Origin of the sequence: Burkholderia sp. 4M9327F10 (genome assembly GCF_005503145.1) — a bacterium.
Classification (GTDB): Bacteria; Pseudomonadota; Gammaproteobacteria; order Burkholderiales; family Burkholderiaceae; genus Paraburkholderia.
The window spans coordinates 163,922-183,775 of record NZ_SCNV01000002.1 but is presented as its reverse complement, the minus strand read 5'-3'; the positions used below and the strand labels follow the sequence as shown (position 1 = coordinate 183,775).

At 60.4% G+C, this 19,854-nt stretch carries 19 protein-coding genes; 9 read left to right on the top strand and 10 right to left on the bottom strand.

All coding sequences use genetic code 11. The features are described from left to right. Positions 1-28: 28 nt before the first annotated feature. The 3 genes from FFS45_RS03225 to FFS45_RS03215 form a co-directional block, all read right to left on the bottom strand. Positions 29-1,024, bottom strand: coding sequence for a sugar ABC transporter substrate-binding protein (locus FFS45_RS03225; RefSeq protein ID WP_137953256.1), 996 nt, complete (start codon positions 1,022-1,024; stop codon positions 29-31). Positions 1,025-1,037: 13 nt separating this feature from the next. Next, a complete protein-coding gene (locus tag FFS45_RS03220; RefSeq protein ID WP_137953255.1) occupies positions 1,038-2,234 on the bottom strand; it encodes a porin in 1,197 nt (398 codons plus the stop codon). A gap of 121 nt (positions 2,235-2,355) precedes the next feature. After that, positions 2,356-2,691: an EthD domain-containing protein gene (locus tag FFS45_RS03215; protein WP_137953254.1), complete on the bottom strand. Its 336-nt coding sequence runs from the start codon at positions 2,689-2,691 to the stop codon at positions 2,356-2,358. A gap of 313 nt (positions 2,692-3,004) precedes the next feature. On the opposite strand from FFS45_RS03215, the gene FFS45_RS03210 reads away from it, so the two are divergent. Beyond that, positions 3,005-3,940, top strand: a complete 936-nt coding sequence (locus tag FFS45_RS03210; RefSeq protein ID WP_137953253.1) for a helix-turn-helix domain-containing protein — start codon at positions 3,005-3,007, stop codon at positions 3,938-3,940. A gap of 60 nt (positions 3,941-4,000) precedes the next feature. Here the strand turns inward: FFS45_RS03210 and FFS45_RS03205 are convergent, their stop codons facing one another. Then, positions 4,001-4,936 (bottom strand): helix-turn-helix domain-containing protein, encoded by a 936-nt coding sequence (locus tag FFS45_RS03205; protein ID WP_137953252.1) that lies wholly within the window; start codon positions 4,934-4,936, stop codon positions 4,001-4,003. Positions 4,937-5,160: 224 nt separating this feature from the next. Between FFS45_RS03205 and FFS45_RS03200 the strand changes: the two genes are divergently transcribed. The 7 genes from FFS45_RS03200 to FFS45_RS03170 all read left to right on the top strand — a co-directional run bounded on the left by FFS45_RS03200 (position 5,161) and on the right by FFS45_RS03170 (position 12,109). Then, complete coding sequence (locus tag FFS45_RS03200) at positions 5,161-6,207, top strand: NADH:flavin oxidoreductase/NADH oxidase (RefSeq protein WP_137953251.1); 1,047 nt, start codon at positions 5,161-5,163, stop codon at positions 6,205-6,207. Between the two features lie 135 nt (positions 6,208-6,342). Further along, positions 6,343-7,995 (top strand): GMC family oxidoreductase N-terminal domain-containing protein, encoded by a 1,653-nt coding sequence (locus FFS45_RS03195; RefSeq protein ID WP_137953250.1) that lies wholly within the window; start codon positions 6,343-6,345, stop codon positions 7,993-7,995. 30 nt (positions 7,996-8,025) lie between these two features. Next, complete coding sequence (locus tag FFS45_RS03190; protein ID WP_137953249.1) at positions 8,026-8,466, top strand: nuclear transport factor 2 family protein; 441 nt, start codon at positions 8,026-8,028, stop codon at positions 8,464-8,466. A 68-nt stretch (positions 8,467-8,534) separates the two neighbouring features. Further along, positions 8,535-8,984, top strand: a complete 450-nt coding sequence (locus tag FFS45_RS03185; RefSeq protein WP_137953248.1) for a nuclear transport factor 2 family protein — start codon at positions 8,535-8,537, stop codon at positions 8,982-8,984. A gap of 46 nt (positions 8,985-9,030) precedes the next feature. After that, positions 9,031-9,471 carry a nuclear transport factor 2 family protein gene (locus FFS45_RS03180; protein WP_137953247.1) on the top strand — a complete coding sequence of 147 codons (441 nt, stop codon included), beginning with the start codon at positions 9,031-9,033 and terminating at the stop codon, positions 9,469-9,471. Positions 9,472-9,564: 93 nt separating this feature from the next. After that, positions 9,565-10,914, top strand: coding sequence for an MFS transporter (locus FFS45_RS03175; RefSeq protein WP_137953246.1), 1,350 nt, complete (start codon positions 9,565-9,567; stop codon positions 10,912-10,914). A 94-nt stretch (positions 10,915-11,008) separates the two neighbouring features. Beyond that, complete coding sequence (locus FFS45_RS03170; protein ID WP_137953245.1) at positions 11,009-12,109, top strand: alkene reductase; 1,101 nt, start codon at positions 11,009-11,011, stop codon at positions 12,107-12,109. 10 nt (positions 12,110-12,119) lie between these two features. Here FFS45_RS03170 and FFS45_RS03165 read toward each other — a convergent pair whose 3' ends face one another. The 3 genes from FFS45_RS03165 to FFS45_RS03155 all read right to left on the bottom strand — a co-directional run bounded on the left by FFS45_RS03165 (position 12,120) and on the right by FFS45_RS03155 (position 16,264). Further along, the gene (locus FFS45_RS03165) at positions 12,120-13,520 is read right to left on the bottom strand and encodes a TIGR00366 family protein (protein ID WP_137953244.1); all 1,401 of its coding nucleotides are present in this window, start codon (positions 13,518-13,520) and stop codon (positions 12,120-12,122) included. A 144-nt stretch (positions 13,521-13,664) separates the two neighbouring features. After that, the gene (locus FFS45_RS03160) at positions 13,665-14,975 is read right to left on the bottom strand and encodes an MFS transporter (RefSeq protein WP_137953243.1); all 1,311 of its coding nucleotides are present in this window, start codon (positions 14,973-14,975) and stop codon (positions 13,665-13,667) included. Positions 14,976-15,073: 98 nt separating this feature from the next. Beyond that, on the bottom strand, positions 15,074-16,264 hold the full coding sequence (locus FFS45_RS03155) for a M20 aminoacylase family protein (RefSeq protein ID WP_137953242.1): 1,191 nt from the start codon (positions 16,262-16,264) through the stop codon (positions 15,074-15,076). Positions 16,265-16,378: 114 nt separating this feature from the next. On the opposite strand from FFS45_RS03155, the gene FFS45_RS03150 reads away from it, so the two are divergent. Further along, a complete protein-coding gene (locus tag FFS45_RS03150) occupies positions 16,379-17,353 on the top strand; it encodes a LysR family transcriptional regulator (protein ID WP_137953241.1) in 975 nt (324 codons plus the stop codon). Positions 17,354-17,369: 16 nt separating this feature from the next. Here the strand turns inward: FFS45_RS03150 and FFS45_RS03145 are convergent, their stop codons facing one another. From FFS45_RS03145 to FFS45_RS03135, 3 genes are all read right to left on the bottom strand, one after another. Further along, positions 17,370-18,125: a glucose 1-dehydrogenase gene (locus FFS45_RS03145; protein WP_137953454.1), complete on the bottom strand. Its 756-nt coding sequence runs from the start codon at positions 18,123-18,125 to the stop codon at positions 17,370-17,372. Positions 18,126-18,173: 48 nt separating this feature from the next. After that, positions 18,174-19,019, bottom strand: a complete 846-nt coding sequence (locus FFS45_RS03140) for a transporter substrate-binding domain-containing protein (RefSeq protein WP_137953240.1) — start codon at positions 19,017-19,019, stop codon at positions 18,174-18,176. An 89-nt stretch (positions 19,020-19,108) separates the two neighbouring features. Continuing rightward, entirely contained in the window at positions 19,109-19,837 is a 729-nt protein-coding gene (locus FFS45_RS03135; RefSeq protein ID WP_137953239.1) for an amino acid ABC transporter ATP-binding protein, read from the bottom strand. Between the last annotated feature and the right edge of the window lie 17 nt (positions 19,838-19,854).

The following is a 19,854-nucleotide window of genomic DNA, read 5'->3' as shown; positions in this document are numbered from 1 at the left end:
GTGGCCCTATGAAGCACGGACGTATCGGTCAGGATGCGTTCGGCCAGGGTTTGCAGATCTGGTCGACGTCATCCTTTGCCGTTACCGAAGGCATAGGCACGTAGCGCAGTTTGTCGAGTTTCCGCGCGTTGAGCAGATCGGCGACGCTGTCGATGGCGTAGTGCGCTTCATCAACCGGCGACTGCAGCACAGTGCCGTAAAGCTTGCCGGACTTGAGCAGGTTCACACCTATCGGTTCGCAGCCCACGCCGACCACCGCCAGCTTCGACGGCGTCAGTCCGGCGCGTTCTGCCGCGACGATTGCACCGGCCGCCATGGCGTCCTCCTGCGCGTACACGCCCTTGATGTCCTTGCCGAACTTGGTGAAGAGTCCGGCGGCGGCAGTCGTCGAGGTCCCTTGATCCCAGTTGCCCGGTTGCACGCCGACGACCCTGATGCCGGGCGCGATTTTCGCGAGTTCATCCTGGAAGCCTTGCTGCCGCGAGATGGTTTGCGCCTGTCCGACGTATCCGGTAATTTCGATGACCGCCCCGGTCGTGCCGAGCCCCTTTGCCTTAAAGCCGTCGACCATCAGGTGTGCCGCGGCGCGCCCTTCGGCCTCATAGTTGCCACCACTGTATTGGCGCCACAGGCTGTCGTATTTCTGGTCCGGCAAAACGTCCGTCAGCAACAGCGGGATCCCGGCCCGCTGGATCTTATGCATCGACGGCAGGAGTGCCGTTCCGTCGATTGCCCACAGCAGGATGGCGGCGGGCTTCTGGGCGATGGCCTGATCGACCTGTGCGGCCTGTTCGGCCGGATCGAATTTATTGGTGACCAGCTTCAGGTCGATGCCTTTCTGCTTCGCATATTGCTGAGCGGTCGTGTTATAGGCGGCACAGTATCCGCAGACATCGTCGGCGCCGAGCAGGATGACTTTCGCGTCAGTTGCGGCCGCGTGAACTGGATTTGCCACTGCAACAAGCAGTGCGACGATGCCGGTGGCGTGACGCGCAAATGGCGTGAGTGATTTCGTGAAGTGCATGGCAGGTGATCCGTTAGAAGGAGTGAGTCATGCCGAACATCAGGGCATACTGGTTGACGGATTTCAGATTCGAGTCGTCTGTCCCGGTCCAGTAATAGATCTGATCTTGTGCGGCGCCGCCTCGAAGCCGGTAGGTATCCGCTTCGGCATAGAGCGTGGTGCGTTTGGAGAGGAAGTACTTGGCGCTCAGAGCGATGATGTTTGCGTGTCCGGTTCCGCCGCCACCGCTGATGCCGTAGATCTCGCTGCCGCTGCTGCCCGCACCTACGGACTGGCCAGCGGTGCAGGTTCCGTTGCATGCCGATTGCCGATAGTAGAAATAGCCGCCGGACAACAGGAACGAAGGCGTGACCGAGTATTGGGCGCCGCCGAAATAGAGATCGCGCCGTTGGCTTTCTGTGCCGCTATCCAAGTTGTGCATGTAGCCTGCGTACAGAGACGCCTCTTCAAGCGTATATCGTCCGCCTGCGGTCCAGTTCTGTGCCATGCTCGCACCGTCCGCACTCTTGTATTGTTCGTAGGCGCCGCCAATCATCGCGTTCGCGAAGCTGTAGGCCACATTGCCGCCCAGGGTGGTTCCTTGTGCGAGGCTGCCGGGCTGTCCGCCGAGTCCATAGTCGAGCTGGAATGCGACCGGCCCAAGGGACTTTTTATAGACGACGCTGCTGTTGATGCGGTAACCCAGCGCGAAATTGTCACCGCCTACATAGAATGGCGATGCCCCATCGACCCACAACGGCGCGTAGTCGAAGAAGACGTTGAGGGCGTTGTACTGGTGTCCGAACGTCACGGTGCCGAAGTTATCGGTGTCCAGGCCGACATACGCCTGTCGCCCGAAAAGCTGCTGGCTGGTGCTGATCGACGATGCGGCGCCGTTGGCCGCCGAGAACTGGTTCTCCAGAGCAAACTCCGCTCGCATGCCGCCGCCCAGATCTTCTACACCCTTAAAACCGAAGAAGGTCGGACTCATTCCGCTTGAGGACAGGTAGGTATTGCCATGCTGCCCGTCGAAGGCCGATACATAGCGAACACCGGCATCGACTTGCCCGTACAGCGTCACGCTCGATTGGGCATGTGCCATTCCGGTGCAAGCGATTGTCAATGCACCAGCGATGGTCCAACGGCGACCCTTGCCGGTGACAAATGGCGTGTGCTCAATCGCGTTGGGTACGTGACGGTGCCTGAAACTCCCTTCTGTTTTCGCTCGCATACAGATCTCCCCGATAGAGATGAATGGTGGTTGTAGAAAATCGTCTGGTGGGGATGAATGTATGAAGCCCAAAATAGCGGTACTCGGTCAGGAGTGCCATGTGATTGACCCGGTTCGCCAATCAGACCACTTTCCGCAACAGTAACGGCAAGGTGACCATCGTTTCTACATCGATGAACTTGAGCGTATCGGTTTGTACGGGGCCGTTTTCGGGCGAATTCCAGGCTGCCTCTGCCGCTTCCGCGCTTTCGAAGGTATACACAGAAAGGGCGTCGAAGCCGGGTGGAATGCGTGCGTGAACATCGCCCTGGTTCGCCTCGCGCACCGGATAGTGGCGATATTCCAGAAGGCCGGGTAATTTCGCGGCGATGGGCGCATGCACCACCTTGTAGTGGTGCTCGAATTCCTCACGCGTCATGCCGGGTTTGCGTTTGAAGAGAAAAGCGATGGTATGCATACTTGTCCTGTGGGTTGAGGTAGCCGTTGAAGGACTGCCAGGTTGATGACGAGCCGCGGTGTCGCGCCGCCAATGAGACGCTGGGTCAGGGTAATGTGACGAAAACGACGCCGCCTGACTGCGGGTGACAATGCGGTGGCCTCTCGCTGCCAGCCGCGGCTTTGAACAGCGGAATGCGTCGGGTTAACGCGTCTTGAAGGGGCAGTTGGGGTGGCGCATGCTCGCGCACAGCGGCGCCGCATACTTTGGCCACGGGTAAGGCTGGCGTAGATTTTGCTTTTTCTGTTATCTATTTGTACCATCGTCCGCGATCATGACTACGCACTTTTCGACCTTATCGGTATCTGCCCAAAACCGCCTGGAGTTCTGGCGTGAGGTTGTATGCCGTACTTATGTACCGGTGGGCTGCTCACCGCTGGAGAGTGCGCTTGAAGCGAGCGTGTCGGTTCACGACTTCGGGCCGGCGCAATTGACCGATATAACATCGTCGGCGATGAGCTACGCTCGGACCGCAGACGATATTCGCAGCGGCCCAAGCGATGAGCTCCAGCTATGTCTGATTCGCGAGGGGAGCGCCGCCATTGCCCAGAGCGGGCGGCAGGCGGTACTGAAGCCGGGCGATTCCGCGCTGTATGATGCGGCGCGGCCATTTTCACTGGAGTTTGGAGAACGCTACCGCGGACTGACCCTGAAAGTTCCTCGGGCCGTACTGTCGGCGCGCCTGCCGGACATAGAAAAGCTGATGGCTTTGCGTTTGTCTGGTGAATCGAAATTGGGTGCGCTTGCCAACACCGTCATCTGCGAAGCGGTGCATTTTGACGATCCGGACGACCAGGCCGTGGCGACGCGACTGAGCGGGTCGATCATGGACATCCTGTGCGTCGCGATCGAAACCGAGCTTTGTGGACCCCGTACTTCGAACTCCAGGCACGCAGGATTGGTTGCGCGTATCAAGCAATACATGGTCGACAATCTTGGCGACCCAGATCTCGACGTCGCGGCCATTGCTGAAGCATGTCATGCCGCGCCGCGGACAATCCATCGCCTGTTTGCAGCGGAGGGCACAACGGTCATACGCTGGCTGTGGCAGCAACGTTTGACCGCCAGCTATCGGGCATTGGCGGAGTGCAAGGTTTCGCAAGTGTCGGAGGCTGCAATCAATTGCGGCTTCAGCGACTTCTCGCACTTCACCCGTGCTTTCAAGAAGGCGTTTGGCGTAGTGCCTCATAGCGTGCTGCGTGTGCACTGAATGGCGGCGCAGGGCCGGCAGGCAAAACGTTGGTCCGACTTTTCTTTTCGCGCCTTTTCCTCAACGGCTGCCGCGCAGCACCTCGTGTGGAAGCAAGCCATAACGCCTCCTGAATGCCCTGCCGAAGTGTGAGAGGTCGTTGAACCCACAATCGAAAGCCGCCTCACTTACCTGCCTTACCTTGCCCTCGCTGAGCGCCTTGTGACTTGCAGCGAGCCGGCGATTCCAGATCCATGCGCTCGCCGTGGTGCCCTCGGCAGCGAACATGCGATTCAGCGTGCGTAGTGAGATGCCGTTGTGCTGGGCGACCTGCTGTACGTCGAGATCCGGATCCGAAAGATGCGCCTCGATGTATCGTCTGATGTTTGCGAGCCGCTTGGTGAACCTGCTTTCGGGACTGTCCGGCAGGCTACTTTCGAGCGCCGCCGCGAAGATGTCCAGTGCGCCGTTGCAGATGCGCGTGTCCCCAGTTTGGCCGGACAAGGATAAGTTCACGCATTCGCGGATGAGGCTCCTGGTCATCGAGCCGAGGGCTGTCGAACCGTCCACCAGCGTTGCACCAATACCGTCGGTCGACCTGACGCGATCCACCAGTAGCGCACTCGGAATCTTGACGACCTGGGTCGTCGAACCTTCCGGATAGGCGACCGTGGATGCTTCCATTGAGCTGTAGATCACCATATCGCCGGGCTTGAACCGCGTCCGCCGGTTGCCTTGCTCGACGATGCCTTTTCCTTCGACCGCCAGCACAAGCTGGAAGCAGTCGCTTTGGCTGCCACGTAACTGTTCTTTGCCTCGGGAGTACGCCATGGGAGGGGAGGTGACCTCGCTGAGTTCGAGGCTTCCCAGCATGCGCGCGCTGATCGCTCCATCAATGGAGTTGTCGCTCAACTTCTTGCAATCCACGGTGATATACGTCTTGCAGATCGCGTCCTGCCAGTACTTGAGACGCCGTGGTGCAGGTATCTCATTGAGATTGAAGGTGGACGTGATCATGTGGACTGTTCCTCGTACTACTCATTAACCATGCAGATGGCTCGCCACGATCAAACATCGCCTTCGGTGCGTCAATTGAGGTGAAACCCCTAGGCGCGTGGAGTCAATCGACTGGCGCGTGGAGCAGAGTAACGCGTGCTGCGGACGTGTATCGTTTTTCTCGTTAGACGGACGCGTTGTGGCGTGCCACAGAAACAGACAGGGACGGATGGACCGAGGACGTCATGAGTTTGATATTTCAGCCGCTCTCGCTGCGTAGCGTGACGCTCAAAAACCGTGTCGTAATGGCACCCATGCTTATGTACACGGGGCAGGAGGACGGCAAGGTGAATGATCTTCATCTTGCCCACTATGCGGCACGGGCTCTCGGTGGCGTAGGTCTGATCACGACAGAGGTCGTCGCCGTCGATCCGGCGGGCCGTATCAGCCACAAGGATCTGGGACTTTGGAGCGATGTGCAGATCGATGGGTTACGCCGCCTCGCTGACATGATCCGCAACTGCGGTGCCAGGAGCTGCCTTCAGATCGCGCATGCCGGGCGCAAGTCGCAAATAGAGGGCGAAATCTACGCGCCTTCGGCGATCGCCTACAGCGAATCGTCACGAGTTCCCACGGCGCTATCGGTCGGGCAGATCACGAACGTCATCGAGGCTTATGTGTCTGCCGCCGCACGCGCCGTCGAAACGGGATTCGACTGCCTCGAGATTCATGCTGCACACGGTTATCTGGCGCATGAGTTTCTGTCTCCACTCAGTAATGTGCGCAATGACGCCTTCGGCGGTTCTTCGAAGAACCGGCAGCGCTTCGTGCTCGAAGTGGTGACGGCAGTGAGGAAGGTGTGGCCCGATCACAAGCCTCTGATTGTGCGGCTTTCCGCCGAGGATAAAGCGGGGCCGGGTGGCGCGATGCTGGCTGACACCATCTCGCTGGGGCTTCAACTGAAGGATGCGGGTGTCGATCTTCTGAGCGTTTCTGCAGGCGGGTTGTCGCCCGTGTTCGATGGAGAGATCTACCCGGGATACCAGGTGGAGTATGCAGCGAAGCTTAAGCATGAACTGAACATGCCGATGGCATGCAATGGATCGATCACATCCAGCGAGCTGATCGAGTCGATTCTTCACGGCGGATCTTCTGACCTGGTCTATATCGGTCGCGCGTTGCTAAGGGATCCGTTCTGGCTGCTGCATGTTGCGAGGGAAATTGGCATCGAGCCAGATCTCGTCATCCCGACCTACGCGCGGGCAACCGGCCCCTATCAACGAGGACACTAAAGCCTTACCGTCCTTAGTCCGGCATGGCGCAAGCAGTCGAGCGGTTGGCGCGCATAGCCGAGAAAGCCGCTTCGCTGTCACCTAAAGTAGGAGCCTGAAACCAAAGTAAAAAGCTGGACATGGAGTGGGAGACAGATGAAAACCTGCGCATACGATTACATCGTCGTTGGTGGCGGTGCGGCCGGTTGTGTCATTGCGGCGAGGCTCAGTGAGGACTCGGAAAAGACGGTTCTGATGCTGGAACAAGGTCCGCACGACAGGGCTGCCTCGATCAGGATCAATGGCGCGTACTTCCGCACAATGGGCACGAAACGAACCGTTCAGTATTTCACTGAGCCGCAACCATACACCAACAACAGGCCGATCCAGGTGATGCAGGCCAATACATTGGGTGGCGGGCACTCCATTAACGCCATGGTTTATATCCGGGGCCAACGCGACGATTACGACGGTTGGCGGGACGCGGGATGCGCGGGCTGGGGCTACGACGAGGTGTTGCCGTATTTTCGCAAGGCCGAAAACAACCAGCGCCTTGTCAACGAGTTCCATGGAAACAGTGGCCCGCTCGTCGTTTCCGACAGCAATTACCGGCACATCCTGAGCGGCGCTTTCGTCGATGCGGCACGCGAGGCCGGCACCGGCTTCGGTGTCGATCTCCAGGTAAACGACGACTTTAACGGCGAGTTTCAAAAGGGAGTCGGGTACTACCAGATATCGAGCCGAAACGGCGAGCGTTGCAGCACGGCGCGAGGCTATCTGCGAAGCGCCAAGGGACGGTGGAATCTCAGCGTCAGGACCGACACCCGGGTGTTGCGAATCATCATCGAGAACGGGCGCGCGACGGGCGTGGTGATCGGCGACGCGCAAGGTGTGGAAACTCGCATCGACGCGCGGGAGGAAGTCATTGTCGCTGCCGGCACCATTACCTCTCCGAAACTGCTGATGCTCTCCGGCATCGGCAATGCGCTCGAACTGGAGCCTCTCGGCATTACGGTCCATAGCAATCTGCCCGGCGTCGGCGAGAACTATCAGGATCACCTGGTGGCGCCGGTCGACGGCGAACTGCTCAGACCGATCAGCCTGCTGGGTCAGGACCACGGCTTGAAGGCACTCGGTCACGGCCTGAACTGGCTCCTGTTCAGGCGAGGGCTTCTGAGTTCGAATCAGGTTGAAGCCGGAGGATTTCTCGATCTGGATGGAGATGGGCGTCCGGAGATCCAGCTCCATGCGCTCGCGATGGCATCCACGAGCTGGGGAAAGCTGGAGACCGGCGAACAGGTTCATGGCTACTCGGTCGCCCCGTGTTGCCTCACGAGCTACTCGCGCGGCACGATCAGGCTGAGAAGTGCCGACCCGGCAGAGCCTCCGATCATTGCCGCGAACTATCTGAAAGACGATAGAGACTTGCGAAACCTGATTCGCGGGGTGAGATTCGCGCGGCAGATTCTGAAGGCACCGTCGTTCGCCAGGCATGTCAAGGGCGAGATCATGCCCGGCGCGCAATTCGGAGATGACGACGCGTCGCTGGAGCGGTATGTGCGCAATCATGTGCAGATGGCTTTCCACCCGGCGGGAACCTGCGCCATGGGCAACGATGCCAGGGCAGTCGTTAACACACGGCTAAAGGTCTACGGCATCAAGGGGCTCAGGGTAGCCGATGCCTCGATCATGCCGACGCTCGTGCGCGGCAATACGACGGCGCCAGTCGTGATGATCGCGGAGCGCGCGGCTGAGTTCATCAAGGAAGACGCGGCGGCGAGGCGGAATTTGCAGTGCCGGGCCGCCTGAATCGACGTGTATCTATGGGTGCTATCGCAAATGGACAACATCTCTGGCGTGAATCATTCGAACCCCCGGCAGGAAGTTCTGGCGCTGCTTTACAGGTATTCGTGGGGATACGACTCCAATGACATGGCGCTGCTCGGCAGCGTATTCAGCGAGAACGGAAGCACGGGTGGCGTGGTTGCCGATACGTCGATCGGGTGGGGTCCATGGCAGGGCCGGCAAAAGATTGTCGATGAACTTTCAGCCATTCGCTGTTCACAACGCGATCGGCGCCGCCACGTCATTACATCGCCCGTTTTCGAATCGGTGACCGACGGGCAAGCGACCTTGAGGGTCTATCTGTCGCTGTTCTCCTATGGCGACGGGCAGCCGCCTCATCTCGTGACTACCGGTGAATACGTGATGAGGGCATCAAGTCGTGACGGCGTCTGGCTGATCGATTCGCTCGACGAGGTGCTGGAGTCGCCATTCTAAGCGCACCACGAAGGGCGCTCGCGGCCGCGTTGGCGTGGCGGGCAATTTGAACTCGAGTCGTCAACCGTATGGATCGAGACACTATGGAAGCTGAATTCATCAACAGGACGGGTGCCCAGGCTGTGCTCAATGTCGTCCACGGGTACGCGTGGGGCTACGACGCCAACGACATGGCGCTGCTGGCGTCGGTATTTGACGAGGACGCGATCACAGGCGGCGTGGTCAACGGAACTGCACTTGGATGGGGGCCGTGGAAAGGGCAGCGAGCGATCCTGGAGGGACTGGGGGAAATCCGCCGCACGCAGACCGATCGCCGCCGCCACCAGTTGACCACACCGGTTTTCCTCTCGTTGACGGATGAGGAAGCCATTTTGAAGGTGTACCTGTCGATTGTGTCGACCCTCGAAGGCGAAAAGCCGCGTCTGCTTACCACAGGGCACTACCTTGCCACACTGCATCGCTCCCTCGGCAAGTGGAAGATCAGGAAGCTCGACGCCGAACTGGACGATGCCTTTTGACGGCAGTGGAAAGATGATCGACACCATCCATTGAGAAGGATTCCATATGAATGAATTTACCGGGAATGAGCGCGAAGCGTCGATGCTCGAGATTATCGATCTTCTCCATCAATATGCATGGAGTTTGGATGGCGGAGACGGCGCCGGGCTGAAGGACGTTTTCAACGAGAGCGCCACCGCAAGCGTCAGGGTCGCTGGAAAGGCCGCAAGCGCGGAACCGTGGCAAGGACGCGAGACGATCGCGAGTGCTCTCACAAGAAAGCGGGACGCTAACCCCCTCTGGAGCAGCCATCAACTCACGACGCCGCTGTTCGTTGCGCTTGAGCATGACCGGGCGACGGTAAAGACCTATCTGTCGCTTTTCTCGTGCGAGCGTGGCGAGACGCCTGAAATTGCGGCGACGGGTGAATATCGCGCCCAGGTTTCCAGAGTCTCGGGTTCGTGGAAGATTGACCAACTCGAGTTGACGCTCGATTCCGAGGTGTAGGCCGCATTGGCTGCGAGGGCCGCGAGTCGATGAAGAGCGAGATGCGGAACCGGTCACAAGAGACATCGAAGACGGTATGGAAGGAGACGTGAGATGAGCATGTTCGATCAGGAAAAGACCCTGAAAAGTCTAAAGGGCGTGCCCGTAACGAGGATATTCGTTGCAGCGTTCATTACCCAGTTCTGTATGGGACTTGAAGTTCTGTTGAGGATCAGTGCCGCAACGCCGATCAAGAGAGCGTTCTTCGATGCCGTGGATCCTTTGACGTCCGGCGCTCATATTGGAGAGATTCTCGGGGTTCTTTTTCTGGGGTTTGCGATTGCCAATTTCGTCATGGCTCCCTTCATAGACGCTATCGGCATGCGGCGGGTCCACGTGCTCGGCGTGTTCGCGTTTCTTGCCGGCACGGCGACGATTTGTCTTGCACATCCCGGTGCCGAGTATGCCTACGCACTCCTGTGGGGCGGTTCGCTGTTGCAAGGTCTGGCATGGGGTACGCTCGAAAGCGTCTTGAACCCTCTGGTGGTCAGTATCTACCCGACGCGCAAGGTTGCCCGGCTCAACCTGTTTCACGCTGCCTATGCTCTCGGCATGCTTGTGGCTGCGCCGATCTGCGTGCTGGTCGGACGGTACGCATTGGGATGGAAACTGCAACTGTGCATCGTGTTCTTTCCTGCATTTGTCGCGCTCATACTGGTTTCCAGGCTGAAGTACCCGTTGAGCGAGCGCGTGATCCATGGCGTCTCGTTCAGGGAAATGTTTCGCCATACGCTAAGCCGGCCGCTGTTCTACCTATGCTTGTGCGCCATGTTTCTGACTGCGGCTACCGAACTGGTGCCAAGCAACTGGATCGACCTGACGCTGACCAAGGTGGTCGGCATTCAGGGTTTCTGGCTGGTGGCCTTCATCTATACCGTACATCTTGTCGTGAAGAGTTTTGCAGGCGTACTCAATAAACATCTTGGCTCAGCAGGACTTCTGATGCTCGCGTCGCTGTTTGCTCTGGCCGGGTTGCTGATGCTAAGCCATGCCAGTACACCCGCGACAGGCCTGTTCGCCGCATTGGTGTTCGGCATCGGGACAGCGGTCATGTGGCCGACGACCATGGCGGCCACTTCGGAGCGGTTTCCCGGTGGCGGTTCTTTTGCGATCGGTACGATGGCCTCGGCTGGCATGCTTTCTACTTACGTCATGATGCCGGTCTTCGGTCGCATGTTCGACGCGGCGAAGATCGATGCGGCCGGTGGGGCAGCGGCTTTCAAGGCGCTTGCCGTGGGGACGCCGGCTTTCGACAAGACCATGGTCGTAGCGGCAGCGACGATCTTCGGCGACGGTAGCGCGATGCCGATGATCACACTGGTCTTCTTCGCTTTGCTTTGGCTTTACGACAGCCGCAGGCGGCATGCTGGGATTGTCCTCGCCGAGCCGATCGCAACGGAATAGCTGCGCTTGCAGGTAAGCGGGCGCGAGGATCTGACCGGCTAGCGGTCGTTCGTAACAGTACGGGCGTCGATTTTTCGTTTGAAGGAGTGTGGTAATGAGCAGTCTGTTTGACGAATTCCAATTGGGCGATCTGCAATTGCCGAATCGGTTAGTGATGGCGCCGCTTACACGTGCGCGCGCAGGCACGGAGGATGCACCGACGGAATTGATGTCCAAGTATTACGGCCAGCGTGCTGAAGCAGGTCTTATGATCTCCGAGGCGACCAATGTTAGCCGCTTGTCGCGGCCATTCGACAGGGCGCCTGGTCTCTATTCGCCACAACAGGTCGAAGGCTGGAAAAAGGTGACGGCCAGCGTGCATGGTGCAGGCGGCCGGATTTTCGCGCAGCTCTGGCACGGTGGCCGCGTGGGTGCAATGGGTTTGCTCGATTGGCAGCAGCCGGTTTCTCCATCTGGCTTCAATGATGATGTAGACAGTCTCCACGTCTGGGGCCTGCTGGACAATGGCTGCTATGTGCGGATCTGCGCGACGCCGTCACGTGCGATGACAGAGGAAGAGGTGCGTGCGACTGTGCAGGAGTATCGGCAGGCGGCTGAAAATGCACTTGCTGCAGGTTTCGACGGTGTCGAAATTCATGCGGCCAACGGGTATTTGCCACACCAGTTTTTGTCGGCGCATGTCAACCGGCGCACGGACAAGTATGGCGGCTGCGTCGCGAATCGGGCGCGGTTTCTCAAAGAGATCGTCGAAGCGGTCGCCGAGGTGATGCCGTTGTCGCGCGTAGGCATCAGAATCTCACCTTATACGTCCTATAACAGTGCGCTGGACGATCAGGTTCCCGAGATGTATGGACATGTCGCAGAGTTCCTCGCTAGGCGAGGTGTCGGCTATGTGCACATCGCCGACGTCAACGGCTGGTATGGCGCGCCCGATCTGGACAGGATTCTGGAGATTGTGAGGCCGCGATTCAACGGCGTGTTGATTGCCAACGGCGGGTTGACCGTCGAGAAGGCGAAGTCGCTGATTGAAATGCGGCAGGTGGAACTCGTCGCGTTCGGCCGGCACTTTATCGCCAACCCCGACCTGGTCGAACGCCTCAAGTCGGGTGCGCCGTTGAACGAAGTGCGCGAGCAGGGGCTTTACGCCGGCGGAGAGGCCGGCTATACCGACTACGCGCGACACATCGCGGCTTAGGGCGCCCCCCTCACGGTATCAACCACAACGCCACCGCATAAATCACGAGCGACACGGCAAACGTAACCGCCGTATATCCCATCACACGCTGAATCCGGATCCCTGCAATCGCGACAATAGGCACGGCCCAGAACGGTTGCAGCATGTTCGACACGTTTTCGGCCATGGCCACGCCCATGGCGGTATGCGGCACCGATGCATGCAAACTGAGCGCGGCAGGCAGGACAAACGGCCCTTGTACGGCCCAGTGCCCACCCGCGCTCGGCACGAGCAGCGTGATGATCAGCGAGCTCAGGTAACTCCAGATCGGCAGCGTGGCCGGCGTTGCGATCGTGACGAACGCTTTGGCGATCATCGAAGCCAGTCCGGTTCCCTTCATGATCCCCATGATGCCGCCATACACCGGGTACTGCAGCAGCATCGACCCGGTCTGGCGCGCAGCACGCCGGATTGCGTTGGCATAGGCGATCGGCGTGCGCTGCAGCGCGAGACCGATCAGCAGGAAGATCAGGATCGTGTTGTTGATGTCCAGATCGAACCCTTTGGCGCGCCATGTCATCGCAAGATAGCCAATGCCGAGCGCCAGCAGGAGCAGTGTGCCGAGCATCGACTGTTCGAGGCGCGTCGCGAATGACGCGGAACCGCTGCTACGTGCATGCGGATCGGCACTGGCGGCGTCATCGGCAGCATCGGTGTTGTCTGCGGCAGCGGCAAACGCGACCACATTCTCCGGCTTCGGATGCATCCTGATGAAGATCGCGGTCATGACGACCACCACCAGCACCGTCGGGACGAAGACGAAAGGGGCAAAGATGGTCTGGCTCAGCGGTACGACCTGGCCGGTCGCCTTTTCGACGAGATTGAGCGCGTTGCCGTGCGAGGCCTGCGACAGCGCAATCGAACTGGACAGCCCGCTGTTGCAGATCGACCACGCCGAATAGCTGCCGGCGACGAGCCAGGCGAAATCGACATTGACCCGCCGGGCGATTTCCCGCGACAGCAGCGCGCCCACAATCAGACCGAGTCCCCAGTTCAGCCAGGCCGCAATTGCGACGACTGGAAATACCAGCAGCGCGGCGCGGGCCGGTGTCTGCGCGTTCGCCGCCAACGCACGCAGGCCGCGCTGGACGATGGGCGCCTCGGCGATCGCATAACCGGTCGCGAGGATCAGGATCATCTGCAGCGCGAAGCCGAGTATGCCGAAGGTGCCGGTGTACCAGGAGTCGAGCAGCGTCGGCACCGTGCCGAGCGGCCCGATCACGAGCGCCAGCACGGCGACGAAGAACGTGAGGAAGATGGACAGTACGAACGGGTCAGGCATGACCCGCTCGAATACATAAACAAGGCCCGCCACGATTCCGCGTTGGGCGGCCGGCTGGCCGGCGGCTGTGAGGGTGGTGTCTCGCTTCATGTTGTTTTGCTCTATATGGCCCCCGATCGTTTGCCGGGCAGCGCGAACTGGGATGTTCGATATACGAACTGTGTTTCGTTAATCGAACATCCCATTATTCGCCTTATCCATATTGCATGTCAAGGCGGCACCACCGAACCCCAATTACGTCAATTCGCGGCCCCCGGTTTCTTCGAGCATCGAAACGGCGATCAGCGAAATAATCACGCAGACAATCATGTACCAGGCTGGAGCCATCGTACTGCCCGTGACCTTGATGAGCCACGCGACCACCAGTTGCGAGGTCCCGCCGAACACCGATACTGCAACCGCATATGCGCTTGCCAGGTAGCCGGCGCGAACATGCTTGGGGAAGTTTTCGGGCATCAGCGAATACGCCGGGGCCGATCCCATCGTGTAGAAAATCATCAACAGCACGATCAGGCTGAACACAACCGGCAGTTCCGGGAACTGGTTCATCAGCCAGAACGCCGGATAAAGCAGGACGATCAGCATGACACGGCCGATGACGGTCAGCGGTTTGCGGCGCTGCATCTTGTCCGAGAGCGCGCCCCACAGCGGGCACAGAGTCAGCGAGGCGCATGCTGCGCCGATCGACACCAGCATGGAGAGCTTCGGCGGCAGCTTCAGGTACTGAATCGAGTAAGTCGGGATGTAGTACATCATGACGTAGGTCGCGACGGTCATCCCCATGATTGCGAACACGGTCAGAAACCATTTGCGCACGAGTGCCGGCTCGAGGCGCGAACCTTTCTCTCTGGCGGCTTCGGCCTGATCGTCCACGATATGCCGGCGCAGATAGACGCCCACCGGCATGATCAGGACTCCGACCAGAAACGGGATGCGCCATCCCCAGTCGAGCAGTTGGGTGGGGGTGAGCTGGTAGTTGAGCAGCGTGGCCATGCCCGAGCCGAGCAGTGCAGCGGCGCCCTGGCTGGCCAGTTGCCAGCTTGCCCGAAAGCCACGGCCCTTGGCCGAACCCGTCTCCAGCAGGGTTGCGGTGGCGGCGCCGAACTCGCCACCCTGTGCGAAGCCCTGCAACAGGCGAGCGAACACGATCAAGGCGGGAGCCGCGAGGCCGATCGTCGCATAGCCTGGCGCGAGGCCGATCAGCGCGGAACCGACCGCCATCAGGAAGATCGTCAGCGTGAGCGCGGCGCGCCGTCCGTGTTTGTCGGCGTAGTGTCCCAGCACGAAGCCGCCCACCGGCCGCGCAACAAAGCCGATCGCGAACGCGGATAGCGCGAGCAGCGTGGAGACGACCGGATCGTGCGCAGGAAAGAAGAGCTTGGCGATGGTCAGCGCGAAGAAGCTGTAGACCGTGAAGTCGAAGAACTCGAGCAGATTGCCGATGACCGCGGCCACCACGATCTTGCTTTGCGACACGGCCGTCGGAAGGGACGAAGCGGTTGCATCGGGTGAGGAGGCGGACGCCGCAATGGGTTTGGCTGACATGATGATTCCCTTGTGCTCGGAGTTTGCGTACGTCCGCGCGTGGTGGTTCAGGTGTTGTGCGCAGCGTTCTGGATCAATGGCGAAGACGTCCGCGCTCTTTAAGGCGTCCCGGCGAGGAAGCGCTCGACCAGACGCGTCCAGTACGCCGCGCCCACCGTGAGGTTGTCGTCGTTGAAATCGTATGAGGCGTTGTGCAGCATGGGAGCGCCTTCACCGTTGCCAAGACGGAGGAAGCAGCCCGGTTTTTCCTGCAGGTAATAAGCGAAATCCTCACTGCCCGCGATCGGCCCGAAGCCGTCGATTACCCGCTCCTCGCCGACCAGTTCGCGCGCCACCTGCAACGCCAGTTCGGTCTCGGGCGCGCTATTCACGACGACCGGATAGCCCGGCACATAGTCGACGTCGATCCGGGCGCCATAGGCGTCCGCATGCGCCTGGGCCAGCGCGCGGATACGCGTCTCGAGCAGCTTGCGCACCTCGGCATCGAACGAGCGCACGCTGATCTGCAGACGCGCGCTTTCGGGGATGACGTTGGCCGCATGCCCGGCATTGAAGGCGCCAACGGTCACCACGGCGGCTTGCATCGGGTCCACGCTGCGCGACACGACGGTCTGCAGCGCGCTCACCAGTCCCGCGCCGATGACCACCGGGTCGACGGCCAGATGCGGTCGTGCCGCATGGCCACCGCGCCCGTGAATCACCATCTCGACCGTATCGCATGCCGCCATGAACGGCCCGCTGCGGAACATGAAGGTGCCGCTCGGGTAGCCGGGGTGATTGTGCAAGCCGAAAATCGCTTCGCACGGAAAGCGCTCGAACAGGCCGTCTTCGATCATGCGCTTGGCGCCACTGTCCGCGCCGATTTCTTCGGCGGGCTGGAACACCAGATGCACCGTGCCGTCGAAACGGCGCGTGCGGGCTAGGTGGCGCGCGGCGCCCAGCAGCATCGTCGTGTGCCCGTCGTGGCCGCAGGCGTGCATGTGGCCCGGCTCGATGCTGGCGTAGGGCAGGCCGGTGGCCTCGTTGATCGGCAACGCATCCATGTCGGCGCGCACGGCCACCGCGCGGGAACCTGTTCCTGCCTTGAGCGTCGCCACCATGCCGGTGCCGCCCAGGCCGCGTGTCACGGCATAACCCCAGCTTTCGAGGTTCTGCGCAACGAAATCGGCGGTCCTGAACTCCTGATAGGCCAGTTCCGGATGGCGATGGAGATGGTGGCGCATGCCGCTGAGTTCGTCGCGCAGGTCGCGCGTGTCGTCGAGGGAACAGAAGTCCTGAGTGCCTGACATGGTTTCTAGCTTGCAAGAGGGTAAGTAATGGGGGCCAGTATTTCGCCGCAAAAAAAGCCGATCAATGACCTCTGGTGGTCGATAATGTTGACTGTTATGTCAACAGATAAAGCCATGTCGAGCGACCCGGAAACCCTGCGCGATACCTTGCCCGGCACCCGTAGTCTGCGCTATCTGCACGAAATCGAGGTGCACGGCGGCGTGCGGGCGGCCGCGGATGCGCTGTCCATCAACGGTTCGGTCATCAGCCGCCAGGTGGCGCATCTGGAGCGCGTGCATGGGGTGGCGCTGCTAGAGCGGCGCGGGCGGCGCGTCACGCTTACCGCGATCGGCATGAGCCTCGTCGAGCATTTCCGCGAAAGCGCGCGGCGCGACGCCGAGATGCTGGCGCAACTGGAGGACTATCGCGGCCTGCGGCGGGGGCGGATCGAGATTGGCACCGGCGAGGGGTTCGTCGAGAAGCTGCTGGCCACCGTGCTCGAGGCGTTCAGCCAGCAGTTTCCGGACATCGTGGTGGAGTTGCGCGGCGGCGCGACCACCGAAATCATTGCGATGGTTCGCAACGACGAGGTCGATCTCGGCCTGTGTGCAGGCGGCAGCAGCGACCCGGCGATTCGCTCGCGAACCTTTCGCGCCGCGCCGCTTTGCGCGCTCGTGAGTCCGCAGCACGCGCTGGCGGGCGAACGGCGCATCCGCGTCGAACAACTGGCACACCACCGGCTGATCTTCATGCCGGCGCGCTTTGGCGTTCAGCAGTATCTCGACTCGCTGATCCGCGCGGAGCGGCTGAATCTGACGCCGGCGTATCGCTGCGACCTGTTTTCGGCGGCACAGGCGATTGCCGCTGCGGGGCTGGGCGTCGCGTTCATGTCGACCGATGCCGCGCGCCAGTATCTGGACGCCGGAAAGCTGGTCCCGCTCGAAATCGACCATCCGATCGCCCGCGAATTCGGCAGCCAGGTGATACGGCGGGTTGGGCGCCGCCTGTCGCCCGCCGCCGAATTCCTCTGGACTCAGCTCATCAAGGCAATGCAAAGGCACGGCTCGGCGGCGGGGCCCAATAAGGCGGGCGGGGCGCCGGTCGAATAACGCAAAGACGATGCGGCTACAGCGTCGCGGTGACGCCGCCGTCAACGTACAGGATGTGCCCGTTCACGAAGTTCGATGCATTGCTCGCCAGAAACACTGCCGCGCCGACGAGGTCTTCCACGTCGCCCCAGCGCCGCGATGGTGTGCGCCCGATCAGCCAGTTGCTGAAGGTCTCGTCCTTGACGAGCGCCTCGGTCAATTCGGTTTTGAAGTACCCAGGACCGAGGCCGTTGACCTGAATGCCGTGCTGCCCCCAGTCGATTGCCATGCCCTTGGTGAGCATCTTCACGGCCCCTTTGCTGGCGGTGTAGGCCGCAATATTGGGCCGCCCCAGTTCGCTTTGCACCGAGCAGATGTTGATGATCTTGCCGCGCTTGCGGCCAATCATGTGGCGCGCCACTGCCTGCCCGACCAGGAAGACGCTTTCGACGTTGGTCTTCATCAACTCTTGCCACTGTGCCTGGGAAAACTGTTCCAGCGGCGCGCGGCGCTGCATGCCCGCGTTATTGACCAGAATGTCGATTGCGCCGATCTCCCGCTCGATCCGCTCGACCGCCGCATCCACCTCGCTTGCCGAGGTGGCATCGAAGCTGGCCGCGTGCACGGTGGCGCCGTCGGCGTGCAACTGCTCGACAGCCTGCGCGAGGCGCGCTTCGTTACGGGCATTGAGGATGACTTCGGCGCCCGCGCCAGCAAGCCCTTTCGCCAGCGCGTAGCCGATACCGGTGCTCGAACCCGTGATCAATGCACGGCGTCCGGACAGATCGAACATGCCGAGGATGTTGTTCAATTCAAATCCCTTTTTAACTGAATACCTGTATCAGGATACCGGAGTGAACTTGAGCTGGCTGATTGGCGTCACCTTGTCGGTGCGCACCAGACCATAGGGTGTCTTCGGTCCAAGCCACTTGTTGAAGATGTTGCCGATCTCACCGCTCTGTTCCAGCGCGGTCAAGGCCTTGTTGACCGCATCGAGCATTGCCGGTTCGTTCTGGCGCAAACCCACCGCGATCGGTTCAATCAGCATCGGCTCCGAAGCGATCGCCACGGCGCCATCCGTGCCGTCCACCTGCCTGGCGATTTTCGTGGCTGTCATCTGGTTCGTGACGAACCCCTTTACTTTATCCTGCTCCAGAGCGAGAAAGGCTGAGCTCGTGTCGTGGAACGTCACCGCCTGGCCATTCTTGATGGAGAGGGGAATCGACTGTGCGGATGTCGAGCCGTCCGCCGCGCTGATCTTCTGTCCCGCGAAATCGGTCAGTTTCTTTGTCGCGTCCGCCTTCTTGACGACGAGCACTTCCTTGGTCGAATAGTACGAATCGCTGAATGCAATCTGGCTGGCGCGTGTCTTTGTATAGGCGAGGTTCGCCACCACCAGGTCGACGCGTCCGAGCTTCAACTGCGGAATGCGTGCCTCGACGGCCAGCGGTTCAAGCTTTGCCTTGACGCCGATCTGTTTGGCAATGGCATTGCACAGGTCGACATCCATCCCTTCCAGCTGGCGGGTCTGGGCATTCGGATATGAAAACGGCTCAACGTTCGAATAGACACCGCAGGTCAGCTCGCCATGGCTCTTGATATCGGCGAGCTGGTCCGCATATGCGGGCGTGAAACAGGCTGAAGCACCCAGGACCAGCATCCCCGCAACAATCTTCTTCCCTTGCATCGTAGTGCTCCTAACGTATGGATGAATACAGTAATCAATTCGATGGCGCGCAACGCTCGTATGGGGTCTTTCGCGCCTGAAGCGCTGCGTCAATGCACACGCAGATCCGAGAGAAACCTCTGTGCGCGCGCATGTTTGGGTCGTAAAAAGAATTCCTCGGGTTCCGCCGTCTCCAGGATCTTGCCGGCATCCATGAACCAGACGCGGTCTGCGACTTCGCGGGCAAAGCCCATTTCATGGGTCACGCACATCATCGTCATCCCTTCCTGGGCAAGGCTCTTCATCACGTTCAGCACCTCGCCGACCATTTCCGGATCGAGGGCGCTGGTCGGCTCGTCGAACAGCATGGCGGGAGGATCCATTGCCAGCGCGCGGGCGATGGCAACACGCTGTTGCTGGCCGCCGGAGAGTTGCGGAGGATAGGCGCTGGCCTTGTTGGACAGCCCGACGCGCGACAGAAGATCGGCCGCCTTGCGCTCCGCCTCCGCACGCTTGAGACCGTTCACGCGCATTGGCGACAGCGTGATGTTTTCCATCACCGAGAGGTGCGGGAACAGGTTGAACTGCTGAAAGACAAAGCCGATACGGCTGCGGTAAGCATTCAGCTTGAGCTTTCTGTCGTGAATGTTCTGGCCGTCAAAGGAGATCTGGCCGCGGTCGATTTCCTCGAGCCGGTTGACCGTGCGGATCAGCGTGGATTTTCCCGATCCGGACGGCCCGCATACGACGACCACTTCGCCTTTACGCACCTCGGCGTTGACGTCCACGAGCGCGTGATACTCGCCGTACCATTTATTGACGCTGGAAAACTTGATCATGCGAATTCCCTGGAAGG

Excerpts from the sequence above, each read along its gene's own strand:
- FFS45_RS03145 (WP_137953454.1), bottom strand. The coding sequence starts at position 18,125 with ATGTTCGATCTGTCCGGACGCCGTGCATTGATCACGGGTTCGAGCACC.
- FFS45_RS03155 (WP_137953242.1), bottom strand. The coding sequence starts at position 16,264 with ATGTCAGGCACTCAGGACTTCTGTTCCCTCGACGACACGCGCGACCTG.
- FFS45_RS03170 (WP_137953245.1), top strand. The coding sequence starts at position 11,009 with ATGAGCAGTCTGTTTGACGAATTCCAATTGGGCGATCTGCAATTGCCG.
- FFS45_RS03195 (WP_137953250.1), top strand. The coding sequence starts at position 6,343 with ATGAAAACCTGCGCATACGATTACATCGTCGTTGGTGGCGGTGCGGCC.
- FFS45_RS03185 (WP_137953248.1), top strand. The coding sequence starts at position 8,535 with ATGGATCGAGACACTATGGAAGCTGAATTCATCAACAGGACGGGTGCC.
- FFS45_RS03190 (WP_137953249.1), top strand. The coding sequence starts at position 8,026 with ATGGACAACATCTCTGGCGTGAATCATTCGAACCCCCGGCAGGAAGTT.
- FFS45_RS03215 (WP_137953254.1), bottom strand. The coding sequence starts at position 2,691 with ATGCATACCATCGCTTTTCTCTTCAAACGCAAACCCGGCATGACGCGT.
- FFS45_RS03205 (WP_137953252.1), bottom strand. The coding sequence starts at position 4,936 with ATGATCACGTCCACCTTCAATCTCAATGAGATACCTGCACCACGGCGT.
- FFS45_RS03180 (WP_137953247.1), top strand. The coding sequence starts at position 9,031 with ATGAATGAATTTACCGGGAATGAGCGCGAAGCGTCGATGCTCGAGATT.
- FFS45_RS03150 (WP_137953241.1), top strand. The coding sequence starts at position 16,379 with ATGTCGAGCGACCCGGAAACCCTGCGCGATACCTTGCCCGGCACCCGT.
- FFS45_RS03200 (WP_137953251.1), top strand. The coding sequence starts at position 5,161 with ATGAGTTTGATATTTCAGCCGCTCTCGCTGCGTAGCGTGACGCTCAAA.
- FFS45_RS03225 (WP_137953256.1), bottom strand. The coding sequence starts at position 1,024 with ATGCACTTCACGAAATCACTCACGCCATTTGCGCGTCACGCCACCGGC.
- FFS45_RS03210 (WP_137953253.1), top strand. The coding sequence starts at position 3,005 with ATGACTACGCACTTTTCGACCTTATCGGTATCTGCCCAAAACCGCCTG.
- FFS45_RS03160 (WP_137953243.1), bottom strand. The coding sequence starts at position 14,975 with ATGTCAGCCAAACCCATTGCGGCGTCCGCCTCCTCACCCGATGCAACC.
- FFS45_RS03135 (WP_137953239.1), bottom strand. The coding sequence starts at position 19,837 with ATGATCAAGTTTTCCAGCGTCAATAAATGGTACGGCGAGTATCACGCG.
- FFS45_RS03175 (WP_137953246.1), top strand. The coding sequence starts at position 9,565 with ATGAGCATGTTCGATCAGGAAAAGACCCTGAAAAGTCTAAAGGGCGTG.
- FFS45_RS03165 (WP_137953244.1), bottom strand. The coding sequence starts at position 13,520 with ATGAAGCGAGACACCACCCTCACAGCCGCCGGCCAGCCGGCCGCCCAA.
- FFS45_RS03220 (WP_137953255.1), bottom strand. The coding sequence starts at position 2,234 with ATGCGAGCGAAAACAGAAGGGAGTTTCAGGCACCGTCACGTACCCAAC.
- FFS45_RS03140 (WP_137953240.1), bottom strand. The coding sequence starts at position 19,019 with ATGCAAGGGAAGAAGATTGTTGCGGGGATGCTGGTCCTGGGTGCTTCA.